The sequence below is a fragment of the Corynebacterium ciconiae DSM 44920 genome, assembly GCF_030440575.1.
Classification (GTDB): Bacteria; Actinomycetota; Actinomycetes; order Mycobacteriales; family Mycobacteriaceae; genus Corynebacterium; species Corynebacterium ciconiae.
Genome location: NZ_CP047189.1, coordinates 858,702 through 876,961, shown reverse-complemented (window position 1 = coordinate 876,961; position 18,260 = coordinate 858,702). Strand labels below are relative to the sequence as shown.

15 protein-coding genes are annotated in these 18,260 nt (G+C 59.8%); 7 read left to right on the top strand and 8 right to left on the bottom strand.

All coding sequences use genetic code 11. The annotated features are described in order from the left end of the window. Window positions 1-20: 20 nt before the first annotated feature. The 4 genes from CCICO_RS03825 to CCICO_RS03810 all read left to right on the top strand — a co-directional run bounded on the left by CCICO_RS03825 (window position 21) and on the right by CCICO_RS03810 (window position 4,654). Window positions 21-683: a hypothetical protein gene (locus tag CCICO_RS03825; RefSeq protein WP_156809894.1), complete on the top strand. Its 663-nt coding sequence runs from the start codon at window positions 21-23 to the stop codon at window positions 681-683. A 272-nt stretch (window positions 684-955) separates the two neighbouring features. Further along, a complete protein-coding gene (gene treY / locus CCICO_RS03820; RefSeq protein ID WP_018020274.1) occupies window positions 956-3,379 on the top strand; it encodes a malto-oligosyltrehalose synthase in 2,424 nt (807 codons plus the stop codon). A 6-nt stretch (window positions 3,380-3,385) separates the two neighbouring features. Further along, entirely contained in the window at window positions 3,386-4,414 is a 1,029-nt protein-coding gene (locus CCICO_RS03815; protein WP_018020275.1) for a GTP pyrophosphokinase, read from the top strand. An 81-nt stretch (window positions 4,415-4,495) separates the two neighbouring features. Next, on the top strand, window positions 4,496-4,654 hold the full coding sequence (locus CCICO_RS03810; RefSeq protein ID WP_018020276.1) for a hypothetical protein: 159 nt from the start codon (window positions 4,496-4,498) through the stop codon (window positions 4,652-4,654). Between the two features lie 101 nt (window positions 4,655-4,755). Here the strand turns inward: CCICO_RS03810 and CCICO_RS03805 are convergent, their stop codons facing one another. The 3 genes from CCICO_RS03805 to CCICO_RS03795 all read right to left on the bottom strand — a co-directional run bounded on the left by CCICO_RS03805 (window position 4,756) and on the right by CCICO_RS03795 (window position 6,102). After that, window positions 4,756-5,145: an RNA-binding S4 domain-containing protein gene (locus CCICO_RS03805; RefSeq protein WP_026161552.1), complete on the bottom strand. Its 390-nt coding sequence runs from the start codon at window positions 5,143-5,145 to the stop codon at window positions 4,756-4,758. Between the two features lie 2 nt (window positions 5,146-5,147). Then, window positions 5,148-5,381 carry a hypothetical protein gene (locus CCICO_RS03800; protein WP_018020278.1) on the bottom strand — a complete coding sequence of 78 codons (234 nt, stop codon included), beginning with the start codon at window positions 5,379-5,381 and terminating at the stop codon, window positions 5,148-5,150. Between the two features lie 61 nt (window positions 5,382-5,442). Next, on the bottom strand, window positions 5,443-6,102 hold the full coding sequence (locus CCICO_RS03795; RefSeq protein ID WP_018020279.1) for an IMPACT family protein: 660 nt from the start codon (window positions 6,100-6,102) through the stop codon (window positions 5,443-5,445). A 107-nt stretch (window positions 6,103-6,209) separates the two neighbouring features. On the opposite strand from CCICO_RS03795, the gene treZ reads away from it, so the two are divergent. Beyond that, entirely contained in the window at window positions 6,210-7,988 is a 1,779-nt protein-coding gene (gene treZ, locus CCICO_RS03790; RefSeq protein ID WP_083878340.1) for a malto-oligosyltrehalose trehalohydrolase, read from the top strand. Between the two features lie 142 nt (window positions 7,989-8,130). Next, complete coding sequence (locus CCICO_RS03785) at window positions 8,131-10,038, top strand: MFS transporter (protein ID WP_018020281.1); 1,908 nt, start codon at window positions 8,131-8,133, stop codon at window positions 10,036-10,038. 12 nt (window positions 10,039-10,050) lie between these two features. Here CCICO_RS03785 and ilvA read toward each other — a convergent pair whose 3' ends face one another. Beyond that, the gene (gene ilvA / locus CCICO_RS03780) at window positions 10,051-11,376 is read right to left on the bottom strand and encodes a threonine ammonia-lyase IlvA (protein ID WP_018020282.1); all 1,326 of its coding nucleotides are present in this window, start codon (window positions 11,374-11,376) and stop codon (window positions 10,051-10,053) included. 140 nt (window positions 11,377-11,516) lie between these two features. Continuing rightward, the gene (gene dnaE / locus CCICO_RS03775) at window positions 11,517-15,065 is read right to left on the bottom strand and encodes a DNA polymerase III subunit alpha (RefSeq protein WP_018020283.1); all 3,549 of its coding nucleotides are present in this window, start codon (window positions 15,063-15,065) and stop codon (window positions 11,517-11,519) included. Between the two features lie 140 nt (window positions 15,066-15,205). Here dnaE and rarD point away from each other — a divergent pair, with 140 nt between their 5' ends. Next, complete coding sequence (rarD, locus tag CCICO_RS03770) at window positions 15,206-16,087, top strand: EamA family transporter RarD (protein ID WP_018020284.1); 882 nt, start codon at window positions 15,206-15,208, stop codon at window positions 16,085-16,087. Between the two features lie 9 nt (window positions 16,088-16,096). Here rarD and CCICO_RS03765 read toward each other — a convergent pair whose 3' ends face one another. From CCICO_RS03765 to lspA, 3 genes are read right to left on the bottom strand one after another with little or no spacing between them, the layout of a single operon-like run. Beyond that, complete coding sequence (locus tag CCICO_RS03765) at window positions 16,097-16,735, bottom strand: hypothetical protein (protein ID WP_018020285.1); 639 nt, start codon at window positions 16,733-16,735, stop codon at window positions 16,097-16,099. Window positions 16,736-16,761: 26 nt separating this feature from the next. Continuing rightward, entirely contained in the window at window positions 16,762-17,694 is a 933-nt protein-coding gene (locus tag CCICO_RS03760; RefSeq protein ID WP_018020286.1) for an RluA family pseudouridine synthase, read from the bottom strand. Beyond that, entirely contained in the window at window positions 17,691-18,158 is a 468-nt protein-coding gene (lspA, locus tag CCICO_RS03755; protein ID WP_244264011.1) for a signal peptidase II, read from the bottom strand. Before lspA ends, CCICO_RS03760 begins: the two co-directional genes overlap by 4 nt. Window positions 18,159-18,260: the final 102 nt, after the last annotated feature.

Genomic DNA, 18,260 nt, shown 5'->3' with positions numbered 1-18,260 from the left:
GCGGCGGAGTCCACATCACTATGACTCTTCAACCACATTTGATTACACCGCTTCTTAGACCCTCCGAGTTGGTGCGCCGGGATCGCCTCGACAGCGCCCAGTTCGCTTCCTCGGCACCGGTGGTGAACCTCTGCCCCACCCTTGCCGCCACGCTCTGCCACGATGGAACCCCACTGAACCAGCGAGACATCGATAATCTGCATATCAGCGTCTCCAAGGCGTGGGGTCTGGCAGCTACCAACCTCATCAACGCTGCACGCACCCGGCGCGGCCTTCGTTTCCTCACCCGCCGCGTGGGCGAGATGACACAGATCCGCACCCTCGGGCACTCGCCCACTGCGTGGCTGGCACACCCGACCACCTTCACTATTCTCGATAAACACCTCACCACCCTGCTCGGCACGGATGTGGTTTTTGTGGCGTTGTCCGATGACCATCTCTTCGCTGTCCCTTTCCGTGTTGCCTCCCGTTTCACCACCGACTGGATCGCCGATTTGGCGCGCACTCACCTGCCGCAGGTAGCTGGCCGCACCCCGCAGCCACTCAGCCCGCACGTGCTGCTCTACCAAGCCGGATTCCCGCGCGAGCTCAACCCGCAGCAGATGCCTAGCAGCCCGCCCCTTCCTCCACCCTCGACGCGGTGGCGTCACCCGATTCCACTGATGGGCACCGAGGCCGGATAAACCGCGGCAGTCTGCCGGCAGCGGGCAAGGGCGCACAGGGTTGGTCCACAGGGTTGATTCTGTCCCCTAGGACACGAGCAGGTCTACACTCGAAGGGCACATGTGTGCGCGCGCGTGCGCCACAGGCTGCACTCTCTCGCGAGAGCATAGGGCGGGTTATATCCGCTCGGGGAGACGATCCTTTCCCCGCCGTCGCGTGAGATTCAGCTCGCGGCGTGGCCGCGCACACCATTTTGCACCGTGCGATTGATAAACCTGAGGACTGATGTCTCATGCCCCGTACCCCTATTACCTCCACGTATCGCATTCAGCTGCGCGGGCCTAAGGCCGATGCGCAGGGCCGCGCTTTTGGCTTTGCTGAAGCGGCTGAGATCGTGCCCTATCTGCACAAGCTTGGCGTCAGCCACGTCTACTGTTCCCCGATTCTGGCCGCAGCCCCAGAATCGAACCACGGCTACGATGTGATCGACCCGACTACCGTCAACCCTGAGCTCGGTGGCATCGAGGGCTTTCGTGCACTAGCTGATGTGGTCCACGAGCACGGCATGGGTCTTGTGATCGATATCGTGCCCAACCACGTGGGTATTGATAATCCCCGCGATAACGCCTGGTGGTGGGATGTACTCAAGCGGGGCCAGGACTCTGAATTCGAGTCCTACTTCGATATCGATTGGCACGAGGATAATGGCGCGGAAGGCAAGCTGGGCCTGCCGGTTCTTGGTGCCGAGGGCGACGAGGACAAGCTCGAGTTCCGTGAGGTCGATGGCGAGACCGTGCTCGCCTACTACGACAACATCTTCCCCATCGATGAAGGCACTCTCAGCGATGATCCCCTCACCACCTACCGCCAGCAGCACTACAAGTTGATGTACTGGCGCGACGGGGTGATCAGCTACCGCCGATTCTTCTCCGTAAATGGACTCGCCGGCATCCGCCAGGAAGATCCACTGGTGTTCGAACACACCCACCGCGTGATTCGCCAGCTGTGCGCCGAGGGGCTTATCGACGGTATCCGGGTGGATCACCCCGACGGCCTGTCTGATCCCTTCGGCTATCTCAAGCGCCTCCGGGATGTCATTGGCGATGATCGCTGGCTCGTGGTGGAGAAGATCCTCGACGTGCACGAGCCACTCGATGCCCGCCTGGCCGCCGACGGCACGACCGGCTATGACGCTCTGCGGGAGCTCGACGGGGTATTTCTTAATCGCCGCGCCGAAGATGCGCTGTCTATGTTGGCGCTAGAGCAGTCCGGCTCGACGTGGAACGAGGCCGCCATCGAGGCGACAGAGCACACGCTCAAACGTGATGTGGCTGCCGATGAGCTTTCCGCCGAGGTGCGTCGTTTGGCGCGGGCGTTGCGGCGCGATAACTTCTCCACCGTCGGTGGCCGGGTCTCCGATGAGGAGCTGTTTGACACAATCGTGGATCTGGTGGCCGCCATGCCGGTTTACCGCGCAGATTATTTGTCGCTGTCGCGTGTCACCGCCACCATTGTTGCCGATATGGGGCGGCGTTTCCCTTCGCGTCGTAACGCCCTCGATCTCATCTCCGCGGGGCTGCTGGCCGATGGCGAGGCCAAGATTCGTTTCGCCCAGGTCTGCGGCGCGGTGATGGCTAAGGGCGTGGAAGATACCACCTTCTATCGCGCTTGCCGTCTTGTTCCTTTGCAGGAGGTAGGTGGCGCCCCGGGTCGTTTCGGTGTTTCTGCTGCCGAGTTCCATCTGCTGCAGCAGGAACGCAGCGTGCTCTGGCCCAAAGCTATGACCACGTTGACCACCCATGACACTAAACGCGGCGAGGATGTGCGCGCTCGGATTCTGTCGATCTCTGAAACTCCCACCGAGTTCGCAGAGCTGGTGCGCGAGGTCTTGGCGCTCACCCCCGCGCCGGACTCCCAAACCGGGCTGTTCTTGTTGCAAAACCTACTGGGCATCTGGCCGGAAGATGGCGAGGTGTCCGAGTCCTTGGTGGAACGCTTCCATGCCTATGCGGAAAAGGCCATGCGCGAGGCTAGCGTGCACACCACGTGGACCGACCCAGATGCGCACTTTGAGGATTCCATCCACAACTGGATCAACGCGTTGGTCAACGGCCCCGCGTCCCCGCTGATCACCAGCTATGTGCAGCAGCTGGCCCCTTCGGCACGAGTGCTGTCCGTGGGCCGAAAGTTGCTGCAGCTTATTGGCCCCGGCATCCCAGATATCTACCAGGGCAATGAGTTCTTCGACGACTCCCTCGTGGATCCAGACAACCGCCGTTTCGTGGACTACACCAAGCGCGGCCAGTATCTGCACACTCTGACCCACGATGGGCTTGTATCCCAAGGGGATGCAGCGCTTATCGACGCCACCCCGGATATGGTGAAACTCGCCGTGGTCCACGAGTCGCTGACGCTGCGCCGCGAGCATCCCGAATACTTCATCGACGCCGACTATCAGTCTGTGTTCGCTCAGGGCCCGGCAGAAAACCATCTGGTGGGTATGGCGCGCGGCGATGGGGAACGCAATGTAGACGTGATTGCTCTCGCCACCCGCACGCCGCTCCTGCTGGAGCACGAAGGCGGCTGGGGCGAAACCACCATCACCCTGCCCGAGGGACAGTGGCGTGATCGTTTCACCGGCCGTGAGTGGCAGGGCACCGTGGCCGTGGCCGAACTTTTCGCCACCCTGCCCATCTCGTTGTTGGAAGGTATCTAGACCCACGTGAGTACCGAAGCGGTTCACGAGGGCGAGTATGTGCATGCCCCGGCGCACATCTCCGCCCTCAACGACACCTATGTGCAGTGGTGTGCTCACCACCCCGACGCTAGTGAGCGCTTCCAAGATGTGATTGAAGATCTCCTCACCGACGGCGGAATCACCTACGACCGAGTGGTGGCTCGCGTGAAGCAATGGCCCTCGCTCGAGGCGAAGGCCTACAAGCGAGACGACGAGGGTGCGTGGGTGTATCCGGAGCCGTGGGATGATATTCACGATATTCTCGGCGTGCGCGTAACCACGTTCCACTCCACCGAGATCCCCATTGTGATTGATTTGCTCGGCGGGCATTTCGATGTTTTGCGCTCGGTAGATAAAACCGCCCAAACCCGAGTTAGCGGTAGCTTCGGCTACGGCAGCCACCACCTGGTGGTGCGGGTGCCGGCCGATCATGACGAGTTGGGAGACTTCGAGGGCCTGACCTTCGAGGTGCAGCTGCGCACTGTGCTCCAGCACGCCTGGGCGGAGTTCGAGCACGATATTCGCTATAAAGCCTCTGGCGCCAGTGTAGATCCGCGGGTCGATCGCGCCTTCACCTTGGCTGCTGGGTTGATCGAGCTGGCAGACCAGCAATTCGACCAAATCGCGAGTATCCAAAACCCCTCCCCGGATCCTGGCGACGATGTGTCTCTCACCGCCATCACTCTGCCCGGTGTGCTCGCTATTTTGTTGGGCTCGGAGTTTCCCCGTTCGAAATCCGAGCACTACCCCTGGCTCGAGGAGCTGCTCAAGCGCAACGGGGTCACCACCGTCGCTGAGCTCAAGGAGTTGGTGACAGCGCCGGCGATTGCGCGTCTGCGACGCCGGCTCGGCTACCGCTTCCAGCCGAGCCAAGTGCGCATCGTGGATGATCTGCTGCTGGACCGCTTCGGTGAACAGCACATCGCCCGTACAGACTCCACCGGCAACCGCGCTGCCCAGCGTCCTCAACGTCTGGCCCGACGCTTGAAGCGCCTGCGCCGCGATAAGCGCTAGCTTCTACGCAGCCGCGCCGGTGAGTTAGACTTGTGGCTGCTGTAGAACACCACGTCCGAATGATTCGAGGAGACGATCGAGATGGATAGCTTTGCAGAGCAGTTCCCCGTGGCCGCCGACGCAGTGCACGTATGGGCATTGAGGGCAGCTGATTTCTTCCGCGAGTTCGGCATTGATGTCCCGCCCGCGGACTGGGGCATGGACGATCTCGACGCCGTCGTGGGCAGCATCGAGTTCTAGGCTCGGCCCACCGGCAGCAGCGCCGCATCGAATGCGCGTGACTCAGGACATCTTGGTCCTCACGCAGTGTTCGATGCGGCGCTTAGCTTTGTGGTGGGATTCTAGAGTTCCTCGCCACGGCCGCGCAGCCGGTCTAGCTGGCGGCGTTCCTTCTTCGTCGGCCGGCCCGCTCCGCGGTCCCGCCGCGGCTGGGAGGCAAGGATTTCGCGCGGCGGAGGCGGCGGAGAGTGATCCACGTAGCAGGTACGTGCGACCGCAGCACTCACGCGCTTTTTGAGGGTATGTGTCACCTCGAGTTCGAGGTTGCGATGCTCGACCCACACGCTCACACGGTCACCCGGCGCGACGAGTTGGGAGGGCTTCGCGGTGCTGCCGTTGATCTTTACATGCCCGGCCTTGCAGGTAGCCCCGGCAAGAGTGCGAGTTTTGACGATACGCACAGCCCAGATCCAGGCGTCGATCCGCACCGGTTCGCTACTAGGTGCCGTCACGACTAATTCAAGTCCCGGTGGTTGATAATGGTGCGTACCCGCGAGGCGTTGAATGCCACTCCCGCAACCGCGCACACCAGACACAGGATCACGAGTACGGGGCTGCCCACAGCGATCCCCGCCACCGCAGCGCCTCCGAGGCCACCAACGCCCCACAGGGCCGCGTTGCGAGAGTATCTACGAACCGCTTGTTTGCGCCGTTCGATGGGATTTGAGGGGTAGCGCTGCATGCTCATGGAGATCTATAGTACCCACTTGGCTGGCCCCCTGAGGGATACGGGCAGGGTGCTTCGGTGGCTACCTCTTCCGTGGGGTGTCTACCCACATCTCCCCGCCTCTGCTAACGCTCGCGGTGCCACCGCTGAGTTGGGAAATTAGTGCCGTGGCGCGTTCTTCATCGGCAGGGTCTACGGCGAGGGTGAGCACTACACCGCGGGCAGTGTAGTCCGGCTCTAATACTGCTAATTCAAAGCCGTGCGGGTGGCGCAATTCGGACTCAATTTTGCCCGCGCTGGCGTGGTCCAACTCAAGGCGAAGCAGCAGCCGCTTGGCGCGATCGACCACGCTGACCTGTTCCACCGCCAGCTGTACCGCATGCCCATAGGCGCGTACCAACCCGCCGGTGCCAAGTTTGATTCCCCCGAAATAGCGCACCACGACGGCAACAACATTGAGCAATCCGCTGCCCCGCACAACATCGAGCATCGGCATACCGGCGGTCCCAGATGGCTCACCGTCATCGCTGGACCGCTCTATTGGTTGTGCCCCCTCCTGGTGCAGGATGAAGGCGTGGCAGTGGTGGCGGGCATCTGGATAGGCCGAGACACATTGCGCGATGAACGCGCGGGCTTCGTCCTCGCTACTGGCCCGGGCGATCAGGCCGATAAATCGGGAGCGTTTTTCCTCAAATTCCGCCACCGCCGGCGCGTCGATGCTCTCTGCTGGTAGCTGGTACATAGCTGACATTGTGTCATTCTCAATGCCCGCACACCGCATTAGCGCATCCCGCAGCGCTCTATAAAAGCCGGCGAGAGCGCAGCATCCGATTGCTACAGTGGACAAGCATGAAAACTTTTAGTGTATGGGCCCCCTACGCAGAGGCAGTGTCTCTTCTTCTCCACCCCGGTGGTGATTCTTCACGCGAGCGCATCATCGACTTGGAGCGCGATCCTGACCGCGCGGATGTCTTCACTACCGCGGAGGTTCGCCCATGCCCGGGGGATCGTTATGGTTTTCTGCTTGAAAAAAGCAGTGAGGATTCGGCAGGTGGCGTCGACAAGCATGGGCCGTTTCCCGATCCACGCTCTCAATCCCAGCCCGATGGGGTGCATGGGCTCAGCGCCGTGGTGGATCATGAATATCCGTGGGGCGACCAGGCGTGGACTGGTCGCAGCTTGCCGGGCCAGGTGCTCTACGAGCTGCATGTGGGCACCTTTAGCCCCGAGGGCACCTTCGATGGAGTGATTGAAAAACTCGATCACCTTGTCGATCTCGGGGTGACGGCGATCGAGCTCATGCCCGTGCAGCCTTTCGGCGGGAACCGTAACTGGGGCTATGACGGCGTGTCGCTGCACGCGGTCCACGCCGGCTATGGCGGCCCCGAAGGACTTAAGAGGCTTGTCGACGCCGCCCACCGCCGAGGTATCGCCGTGGTGCTCGACTGCGTGTACAACCACTTCGGCCCAGAGGGCAATTATGTAGGAGCCTTTGGCCCCTACACCTCGGGCGGATCCACCGGCTGGGGTGAGGTAGTCAATCTCAACGGCGAAGACTCCGACGAGGTGCGGCTGTATGTGCTCGACGCTATCGAGCAGTGGTTGCGGGACTACCACATCGACGGGGTGCGGCTCGACGCAGTGCAGGCTCTCAACGATCCCGGCGCAGTTCCCATTTTGGAGGAAATCTCCGAAGTGGCCCGCCGTGTGGAAGCCGAAACCGGAATTTCAAGGTTCATGATCGCAGAGTCGGACCAAAACGATCCTAGGCTGGTGACTTCGAAGGAGGCCGGCGGCTACGGGCTTGATGCGCAGTGGATTGATGATATTCACCACGCTCTGCACGCCCTCGTCACCGGTGAACAGCACACCTACTACACCGATTTTGGTGACACAGCCACCCTGGCGAATGCTCTTGAGGAAGTCTTTGTACACACCCGCTGGCACTCGACCTTCCGCCGCAAGCGCCATGGCCGTCACCTCCACACCGATGTGATTCCGGCAAACCGTTTTGTCACCTACACCACCACCCACGACCAGGTGGGCAACCGATGCCAAGGTGACCGGCCTAGCCAGAACCTCAGCCCTGTCCAACAGGTGTTGAAAGCCGCCACTATCTATCTTTCGCCCTACACCCCGATGCTCTTCCAAGGGGAAGAGTTCGGCGCAACCACCCCCTTCCAGTTCTTTGTATCCCACGGGGATCAAGAACTGCTGCGGCTGACCGCCGAAGGCCGTCTGCGAGAATTCGCCAGCGCTGGATGGGACCCCGAGGATGTACCGAACCCCGCGGAAGAAGAGACCTTCCTGCGCTCACGATTGGATTGGGATTTCGATGCCACCCAACAAAGCATCCTTGAGGCCTATCGCACCCTGCTGCGCCTGCGCCGTTCCTGCGGACTTGCCGATCCGTGGCTCGAGCACATGCAAGTCAGCCACGACGAGCAGTGGGTGGCCATGGACCGCGGCGACTACATCTTCGTGGGCAACTACTCCGCGCACAAGACCCGTGTGCCCTTCGGCGGCACACTCGTCTACTCCTTCACCTCCCCGACAGTAAGCGATACCCACACCGACCTCGGCCCTTGGGAATTCGCCCTGATCACAACCAAGCCGACTACCACATAGCTCCACCGCGGCGCCGCTCGAAGAGCTGCCCCCGCGCGGCAGTACTAGTAGTGCTGACTACCCCCGCGTCCACTGCGCTGAAAGAAAACTCAGCGCCTGTTGCGCTCCTTGATACCTCTAAGCGCGTAGAAGAAAGGTGCCGATGGCACAGCAGTCTCTTCGGCGATATCGCCTTGCCTTTTATCTAAAATCCACGGCGCTCACCATGCCGATTATGCCCATTTGGTGGAGCGAGCAGACCGGCGTGGGGCTGTCTGTCTATCTCGCAGGAATGGCTATCCAAGGCATTGTGTCTCTGCTGATCGATTTTCCTTTGTCGTTCTGGAGTGACAAGACCGAACCCCGAATTCCTTATGCGGTGGGCCTCGGGATGTTTGCGCTTGCTTTTGTAGCCTCGGCTATCGGTGGCTTCGCGGGCTTTGTCGCCTATCTCGTGGGAATCTGCCTCGCCGGCGCGCTGATCTCTGGTACGGACACAGCCCTGCTCTTGGAGCTCGCTAAAGAGAGATTCTCACTCGAGATTTTTGAATTGAATCGCCGCTTTTATCTCTACACAAGTGGATTGTTTCCTGTGGGAGTGGCGCTGTATCTGGTTTCTCCCACCTTACTTTTCGCGGTGCAGGCATTGTGTCTTATTGCTGCGGGCGCGATTGTTGCTACGCTAGCGCCCACAGCTGATAGGACCCCAAGAAGCCACGAGGATATCCAATCGGGGCGGTGCTGTATCGGTGGGCGCTGGCGGATCTCGCCGACGCTCGTGTGGGTCGCCGTCGTGGTCGCCGTGTGCTGTACTGCAGGTGAGTTTGAAGCAGCTAACCAACTACTCAATCGCAGTCTGCAGATCGTGGTGGCTGCTGCAAGCATTCCCGGAATCGACCGACTGTGGACTGTGGCTGGTGTTCTCGTCATCACGAACGTGTTGGCCACGCTGGGCCTAGGCCAACGCGCTCGTCGGCTCAGCTCCAGGCACGGGTTGTGTGCCACATTAGTTGCGCTCACGGTGGGCACGCTCGCCTCTTTGATGTTCATCAACAGTGGTGTGCTGCCGGTGATTATTTTCGGCGCGGTCTTGATGGGAGTGATGAAGGGAGTCTATCGACCTCTATTTTCCACTCTCGCCGTGCAGACCTTGCCGGCCGCCCACTGGAAAGCCCGCTGGTTGTCGTTGACCGGTATGTTTTCCAGCCTTGTGTCATCGATCATAAACATTGCAATTGTGGTGAACGATCCCTCGGAATCTGAGCTCATCTGGCGCATGGCGCTGCAACTATTGTGCATCGTCATACCCGCTTTGATTGCGCTCAGCATGCACACTCGGCTCGCGATCCCCTTGGCATACGGCGAGAGCAAGGCCACGCTCACCCGCCGCGTGACGATACTCGGTCATGACAGCACCGCGTGGCTCGAGCAGACCTACCCCGCATTTTCCACGCACATGATTGCTGCGGCGGTGCACGCCCCTGCAGCCTCGGGCCTTCCCCACCCGCGCGTACTGTGCTGGGAGAATGATCGCATCGAATCGGAATTCATCGACGGTACCGCTTTATCAGAGGTAGAGCCTTGCTACCGGTGGAGCATGCTCGAGCAGCACGGCATTTTTGCGAAACTGTGTCAGCGCGATTCACGGGTAGAAGCGAATCTTCCAGCCGTGGGTGCCTCTCACTACGCACACGAGTGCGCTCAGATCTGTACGTGCCCAGCGGTCTCCCATGGCAACGTCAGCCCTGACACGGTCATTGTCACCGACACTGATGCCGTGCTTGTTAATTGGGAGAACGGCGGCAATGGCTCGCGCGCCCTCGACGAGCTTGCCCTATTGAGCCATCCGCATCTCGAGGCCACAGCGGACGAACGCTGTAGCGTTTATCGAGCGTTACAAAAAGCACACAACTGCCAGTGCCCCATCCATGCATTGAGCTACCAGGAGGCAGCCACGCGGGTGCTCACCGCCCGTATCGCAGATATCCGCGATACGCTAGCTTCCTCTCACAACTCTGAGCACGCGAGCGAGCTGCTTACAACCTACGAGCACGCCCTCAGGTCCTTATAAAAGCAGTCGCGGCTACACCAAGAACTGGTATTCCGGCGATTCTGGGGTGAGCATCGTACACGTCATGCGCGAAGCATCCATGCGCTCGAGGAGGGGATCAAGATCCCTGGCGTGGGAAAGCTGCAAACCAACCAGCGCCGTGCCGGTTTCGCGGTTGTTGCGCTTGAGGTACTCAAACCGTGTGATGTCATCATCAGGGCCCAGGATGTCGGTGACAAAGCTGCGCAATTGACCAGGCTCCTGCGGAAAATCAACAAGGAAGTAGTGCTTCAGCCCGCGGTGCACCAAAGATCGCTCCACGATCTCGTTGTAGCGCAGCACATCGTTATTGCCGCCGGAGATGATGCACACCACGATCTCTCCGGGTTTGAGGGCGACATCCATAAGTCCCGTCACCGACAATGCGCCGGCGGGTTCCGCGATAATGCCCTCGTTTTGATACAACCCAAGCATCTGGGTACACACCGCGCCCTCGTTCGCAGAGATCATGTGCACCCGCGAGCGATTGCGATCAATGATGCGATAGTTCAAATCACCGACGCGCTTGACGGCGGCACCATCGATGAAAGGATCCACGCTGGGCAGGGTGACCGGCCCCTTGTTGTCGAGGGCCGCCTGCATCGATGCGCCCGTTTCGGGCTCCACGCCGACAATCGCGGTTGTAGGCGCCATATCGGCGAGGTAACTCACCACACCGGCCAGTAGCCCGCCGCCGCCCACCGGCACCACAATAGTGTCCGCTGACTTTCCCATGGCGGTGAGCTGCGCGAGGATCTCAGCGGCCACGGTTCCTTGGCCGATGATGGTGTCGCGGGCGTCGAAGGGCTCGACCAGGGTAGCGCCGGTGTCCTTGGCATCGGCCTTCGCTGCTTCGGAGGCCGCGTCATAGGTGTCACCGATCTGGATGACCTCCACGAACTCTCCACCGTGCACCCGGATGCGCTTGAGTTTCTGCTTCGGGGTTTGCTCCGGCACATAGATACGGCCCGTGATACCGAGGGTTCGGCAAGCATAGGCCACACCCTGGGCGTGATTGCCGGCAGAGGCAGCCACGATCCCGGCGGCCCGATGCGCCTCGTCGAGCTGAGAGATGTTGTTATAAGCGCCGCGGATCTTATAGGAACGCACATCCTGAAGGTCCTCTCGCTTGAGATACACCTCCGCCCCAGTGAGCTCGGACATGCGGGGGCTGTACTGCAGCGGCGAGGGACCCAATACGGCGGAAATTCGTGCCTGCGCCATTTGAATATCGGACGCATGAATGTCCGTTGCGGAAAAATCGTGCGTCGCGGTCTCTAGTGGCGTGGGCGCGTCGGTCGCGCTGTGATGATCCGTCATGCAGCTAGATTCTAGCGCCTCGCCTTGCGTGCTTTGCGCTGCCCTCCCCCAGTCGCGTGGCGAAACGCCACCAGCCAAGATCACCGCGGGGTTGCGATGATGGGCCTGGAGGGTGGCGTCGATAAGCGCGGAGGGTAGAACTAGGCCAAAATTCCGGGCCCCATCTCTGCTTTGAGATCCCCCATGAGGCTGGGGGTGCGGTTCACGCGTAGATGGTCGCCGAGGACCAACATCGTGGTTTCCTCACCGCACTCGAGTGTGAGATACACATCCGATTCGCCTTTGTTGGCTTGGAGCACGCTCTTCAAGCGGGAAATATTAGCGATCGTGCACTGATCAGCACGCATCCGCAAACGCAGCGGAATGCCGTTGCCGCTGCCGGCAAGATCGGGCTGTTTCATATCATCACAAAAGATGGATTGGCGCTCGTCCTTTTCTGAAATATGCGCCTTCACTAACACGATGCTGTCCTCGGCGATCATGCCGCTCACCAAGGCGTAGACCTTGTTAAACACCAGGACCTCGAGCTGTGCACCAATGTGATCCTCGATCGTGATAATTACCCACGGAGAACCATCGCGCTTCGAAAAACGCCGATCCACCTTGGAAATGATGCCGCCGATAGTAACTTCCTGGCCGTGGCGCACATTGCGCTCCAAAATATCGGTAAACGCAGTGTCGGTTTGCAGCGCAAGCGCATCCTCGAAACCATCCAGCGGGTGGCCAGAAACATACAGGCCAAGCATCTCACGCTCGAGTGCGAGCTGCTGCTTTTTATCCCACTGCTGATCCGGCACCTCAATCTCGAAAATGGTGGTGGTCTCCTCGCCACCGTCTCCGAGGCTGGCAAACAGATCGAACTGCCCCTTCGCCACGGCCTTCTTTGTAGAGGACACACCATCCACGGCTTCTTCGTGGATCAGCATCAGGCCCTTGCGGGGATGGCCCAAGGAGTCGAAAGCTCCGGCTTTGATGAGGGACTCGGTGACACGCTTGGTGCAGGCGACGGTGTCGATTTTGTCCAAATAGTCCGAAAAGGAGGTGAAGTTCCCCTTTTCTTCACGGGCAGCGATGATGGAATCCACCACTTCTTCACCCACGTTACGCACAGCACCCAGCCCGAAACGGATGTCCTTATTCACCGACTGAAAATTCAGCTTGGAGTCATTAACATCCGGCGGGAACACGTGGATGCCGAGGTGGCGGCAGTCAGCGAGGTATACCGCCGACTTGTCCTTGTTATCCGACACCGATGTCAGCAAGGCCGCCATGTACTCGGAGGTGTAGTTCGCCTTGAGGTAGCCCGTCCAGAACGACACTAGGCCGTAGCCTGCGGCATGCGATTTGTTGAACGCATAGGACGCGAAGGGCTCGATGGTGTCCCACAGCGCCTTGATCGCTTCTGAGGAGTAGCCGTTTTCCTTCATGCCCTTTTCGAAGGTGATGAACTCCTTCGCCAACACTTCGGGCTTCTTCTTACCCATGGCCTTACGGAAGCTATCGGCCTGGCCGGCGGAATAGTTGGCCACCTTTTGCGAGATACGCATGATCTGCTCCTGGTAAACAATCAGACCATAGGTATCGGCAAGGATTTCCTTGAGCGGCTCGTCGAGCTCCGGGTGGATAGGCTCGATGGGCTTGCGGCCGTTTTTACGATCCGCGTATGCCAAGTGCGCGCCCACACCCATAGGTCCTGGGCGATACAGCGCAAGAGCGGCGACGATATCGTCAAAGTTGGTGGGTTTCATGCGCTTGAGCAATTCGCGCATACCGGAGGAATCCAGCTGGAACACACCTAGGGTGTCGCCCCGGGAGAGAAGTTTGTAGGTGGGCTCGTCCTCCGTGCTGAGGTTTTCAAGATCGAGATCCTCACCGCGGTTTTCTTTGATATTTTCCAAAGCGTCACCGATGACGGTGAGGTTACGAAGCCCCAGAAAGTCCATCTTGAGCAAACCGATGGCTTCGCAGGCAGGATAGTCCCAACCGGTAATGATCGCCCCGTCGGAGCGCTTCCACATCGGAATGTGATCCATCAATGGCACCGAGGCCATAATCACCGCGCAAGCGTGAACACCCGCTTGGCGCACCACTCCTTCGAGACCACGGGCGGTCTCATAAATCTGCTTCACATCGGGATCGGACTCGATGAGCGAACGCACCTCCCCGGCTTCCTCGTAGCGTTCGTGCTCGGGGTCGGTGATTCCAGCCAGCGGAATATCTTTGGCCATGATGGCCGGCGGCAGGGCTTTAGTGATGCGGTCGGCAATTTGGTAGCCGGGCTGGCCAAATTGCACACGCGCCGAATCCTTCAAAGCCTGCTTCGTTTTCACGGTGCCGAAGGTGATCACCTGCGCCACTTTGTCCTCGCCCCAGCGCTCTGCGGCGTAGCGCACCATTTCACCGCGGCGGCGATCGTCGAAGTCGATATCAATATCTGGTGCCGAGGGGCGTTCGGGGTTGAGGAAGCGCTCGAACAGAAGATCATGCTCGATCGGGTCGATGTTGGTGATCGTCAGAGCGTAGGCCACCAAGGATCCTGCGGCGGAACCACGGCCTGGCCCCACGCGGATGCCCACAGAGCGGGCGTGCTTGATGAGCTCTGCCACGATGAGGAAGTAGGACGGATAGCCCTTCATATCGATCACTTCCACCTCGTACTGGGCGCGATCGATATATTCTTGCGGCACCTCGCCGCCGGGGAAACGGTCCCGCAGGCCCTCGAGTACTTCGTGCTGCAACCACGAGGTCGGGGTTTCGCCCTCGGGCACGTCGGCGATCGGCATGCGGTCATGGGGATGCGGCTCCCAGATCTCGCTGTAATCTTCCACTCGCTCTGCGATCCACAGAGTGTTATCGCAAGCCTTGGGCACCAGATTGTCCCAGGTGTCGCGCATCTGCTCGGCGCTTTTAATGTAATAGCCGGTGCCGCCGAACTTGAAGCGGTCCTCATCGTGCAGAGTTTTACCGGTTTGCACGCACAGCATCGCCTCATGTGCTTTCGCCTGAGATTCGAGCACATAGTGGCAGTCGTTGGTCACTAGCGGCGGCAGTTGTAGTTTCTCGCCGATTTCCAACAGCTCGCGCCGAACCCGCTTCTCAATATCGAGCCCGTGATCCATGAGCTCGAGGAAGAAATTATCTTTGCCGTAGATGTCTTGCCACATTGCGGCGGCCTCGAGGGCCTGATCGAACTGCCCGAGCCGCAGCCTGGTCTGCACGTCTCCAGAGGGGCAGCCGGTGGTAGCGATGATGCCCTCGGCGCGTTCGGCAATGAGATCCGCATCCATGCGCGGCCACTTGCCTAATTGCCCCTCATAGGAGGCCATGGAAGAAAGGTAAAACAGGTTCTTCAACCCGGTGGCGTTCTCCGCGATCATCGTTTGGTGCAAATATGCACCCGAGGCCGACACATCGTCCGATTTCTGATGCGGCTCGCCCCAACGGATGCGCTGCTTATTGAAGCGCGATTCGGGCGCCAGATAGGCCTCCACACCGATGATCGGCTTGATGCCCATATCGGTCATCTTGCGATAAAACGCGTCAGAGCCGTACATGTTGCCGTGATCAGTCATGCCCACGGCCGGCATGCCCTGGCGCTTGACTTCCTCAGCCAGCAGGTCGATCTTGGCCATGCCGTCCAGCATGGAAAACTCTGTGTGATTATGCAGATGCACGAAGGATGAGCCCATAGTGTCACGATTCTAACCGCTTTGCGCTGCTGCCTCGAAGCCCCTCGTCGGCGGCACTGAAACCTCCCCGGCCGAGGCTTATCGACGCTTAGCGCAACCAATCAACCCACCACCGCGGGCCAACGCCTAAGGTATCTGCCATGGTCTACGGCGTTCTTGCTTATTTGCTGTGGGGTCTTTTTCCCGCTTATTTCCCCTTGCTCGAGCCTGCGAGCCCCTTCGAAATCTTGGCGCACCGCATCGTGTGGACCGCCGTAGTCATGGGCATCGTTATCATTATCACAGGTGCGTGGAAGGAGCTGTGGCGAGCCGGAAGCCACACCTGGTTGATTGTGGCCGCAGCCGCCGTGGTGATCGCCATCAACTGGCTCGTCTACGTCATCGCAGTCACCACCGACCACGTCGCCGAGGCCGCACTGGGTTACTTCATTAATCCTCTCGTCGCTGTGGTCCTCGGATTGGTGTTTTTAGGAGAAAGGCTGCGGCCTCTACAGAAAGTTTCCGTCATAACTGCCAGCATCGCGGTGACTTTGCTGCTCGTGTTCAGCTCTACCCCACCACTGATCGGACTTACGCTCGCCTTCAGCTTCGCGGTATACGGTTTGCTCAAAAAGCGCGTTCCGTTGAGCGCACATGCGTCCCTAGCGGCCGAAACCATCGTGCTGTTGCCTTTCGCTGCAGCCTTTCTTATCTGGCTCGAGGCCTCCGGGCGCGGAACTTTCTTTGATCACGGTTTCGGCCACATGGGGTTGCTTGCCTCTGCCGGGGCTGTCACGGCACTGCCCTTGCTGTTGTTTGGCATGGCGGCGCAGCGTATCCCTTTGGCCACGGTGGGAATGCTGCAGTACATGACCCCGACCATCCAGATGCTGTGGGCGTTGTTTGTTACCCACGAGCATTTGGATCAGGTGCGCTGGATCGGGTTCATCATCATTTGGGTCTCGGTGGCTATTTTCATCGTCGATATCGGCGCGCAGCGCGTGCAGTACCGTTCCCGCTCGCGGCGCGCCCGCCGCGGCTAAAGCCTCGTCTTAGGGCGCGGGCACAGGCGGCGCCACCGGCAGTTGCTGCAGTGTGGCTGCAGAGTCATCGCGATAAACCGGCATGATTCCGAAATGCCCCCAGGCGGCGTCATTGGGAAGCGCCTCCACGTAGGCGACATCGTCATTTAGACCGAGTGTTTTGATAGTGCGGGTGGGCGCCCAGATCACCACTCCTTCGATGGGGGCGGCTTCGGCGTCGTCGAGCAAAAACTGGGCAGCCAAGTCGTTGCGCAAAGCGGTGGCAAAAACCTCGCGTCGATCCGCGGCCGCAGAGGGCTCGGGCACCACCACGGGCGAGGACATGTTAAGTACCACCGCCGAAATCCGTGGCACGTCCAATTCATCAGCGATACGAGCAGCCTGGGTGATTGACATTGGTTTGTGAAACGTCACCAAGGCAAAAGCAGGCTCTTTGCTATCGAGACCCGACACTGTGGCTGCGGCACGTTGCGCATAGTGATCCACCGATTCCCCTGTTTCGCGGCCAAGCATATCGCCATTCGTGCTAGGTGGCCGCTCGCCGGTGTAAACACGGCCGGCGGCGAACACCACGGCGACAGTCATGATCGCCACGCCTACGGCAATCAGCACGTGGCGCAGCATCGAAGAGTGGTTCTCATCAGACATTGCGTTTTCCCTCGCGGTGTTTCGGGCTAACTGTCCCGAAGAACCTCGAGCGCGTGCGCAAGGTCAGTGGGGTAGTCGCTTGTGATGGTCATCTTTTTACCGGTGGCCGGGTGACCGAAGGTTAAAGACACGGCGTGCAACCACTGGCGATTCAAACCCAGCCGCTGTGCAAGCGCCGGATCCGAGCCGTACATAGGATCGCCTACGCACGGGTGATGCAGGCTGGAAAAGTGCACACGAATCTGGTGAGTCCGCCCTGTTTCTAGATGAATATCGAGCAAAGATGCCTCCGCAAAAGCCTCGATAGTTTCATAGTGCGTCACACTCGGTTTGCCATCACGGGTGACGGCAAAGCGCCATCCTGCGGACGGATGCCGGCCGATGGGGGCGTCGATTGTTCCTTCTAGCGGATCGGGGTGGCCCTGCACCAGCGCGTGATAAGTCTTGGTGACAGTCCTTTCCCTAAAGGCCCTTTTCAGTACCGAATAGGCAAGCTCGGACACGGCCACCACCATCACACCCGAGGTGCCCACATCGAGTCGCTGCACGATACCTTGGCGTTCCGCCGGGCCCGAGGTGGCGATGCTGAAACCGGCAGCCTTGAGCCCGCCAACCACGGTGGGGCCCTCCCAACCGATGGTGGGATGCGCGGCCACACCCACAGGTTTGTTGATAGCGATGACATGCTCGTCGGAGTAGAGCACTTCCATTCCCTCGACGAGTTCTTCCTTCGGAATGAGGTCCTGATTCGGGCCTGGAAGGGTGACATCCAGCATTGAGTCGACGGCGAGCCGATCGGATTTGCGCACCGGCTGACCGTCGATAAGCGCATCGCCTTTCGCAATGATCTCCGCCGCGGCGGAGCGAGAAATACCGAGCGCCTTGGACAGGCCTTGGTCTACACGCATTCCCGCCAAACCGTCGGGAACCAGCATGCGGCGAAATTGTTCAGAACTCATGCCTTCTCCTTCGATGGTTCGGGCTCAAAAAAGAGCGCGGCAATCACCACGACCACGCCAATGGTGATCGCGGAATCAGCTAGGTTGAACACGGCGAAATTGCCGATGGAGATGTAATCCACTACGTGGCCAACAAAGAATCCTGGGGCGCGAAAGAGACGGTCAATGAGATTGCCCAGCGCCCCTCCAGCGATCAGCGCCACACCAATGATCTGAGGCCGATGCACCATCGAACGACCAAAGTAGAGCGCGCCAAGCACGAAACCCAGCTGTAACGTGGTGAAGACCCACGTGTGGTTTTGCCCCATCGAAAACGCCGCACCTGAGTTGAACACCAGCACGATTCGCGCCCACTCCCCGATCACCTCTACAGGCCTTGCGGGATTGACGGTTTGCAACACTAGTTCTTTCAATACCTGGTCCACCACAGCGACGACCGCAATGATAGGCACCAGTAGTCTCACTGCACTCCTACTCTTTGTTTCCACGCCACCAATCTTGCCTTACTCCGCGCAGAGAACAGAACCGCCGCGCGAAATTTCGTGGGCGCCGCACGCTTATCGACG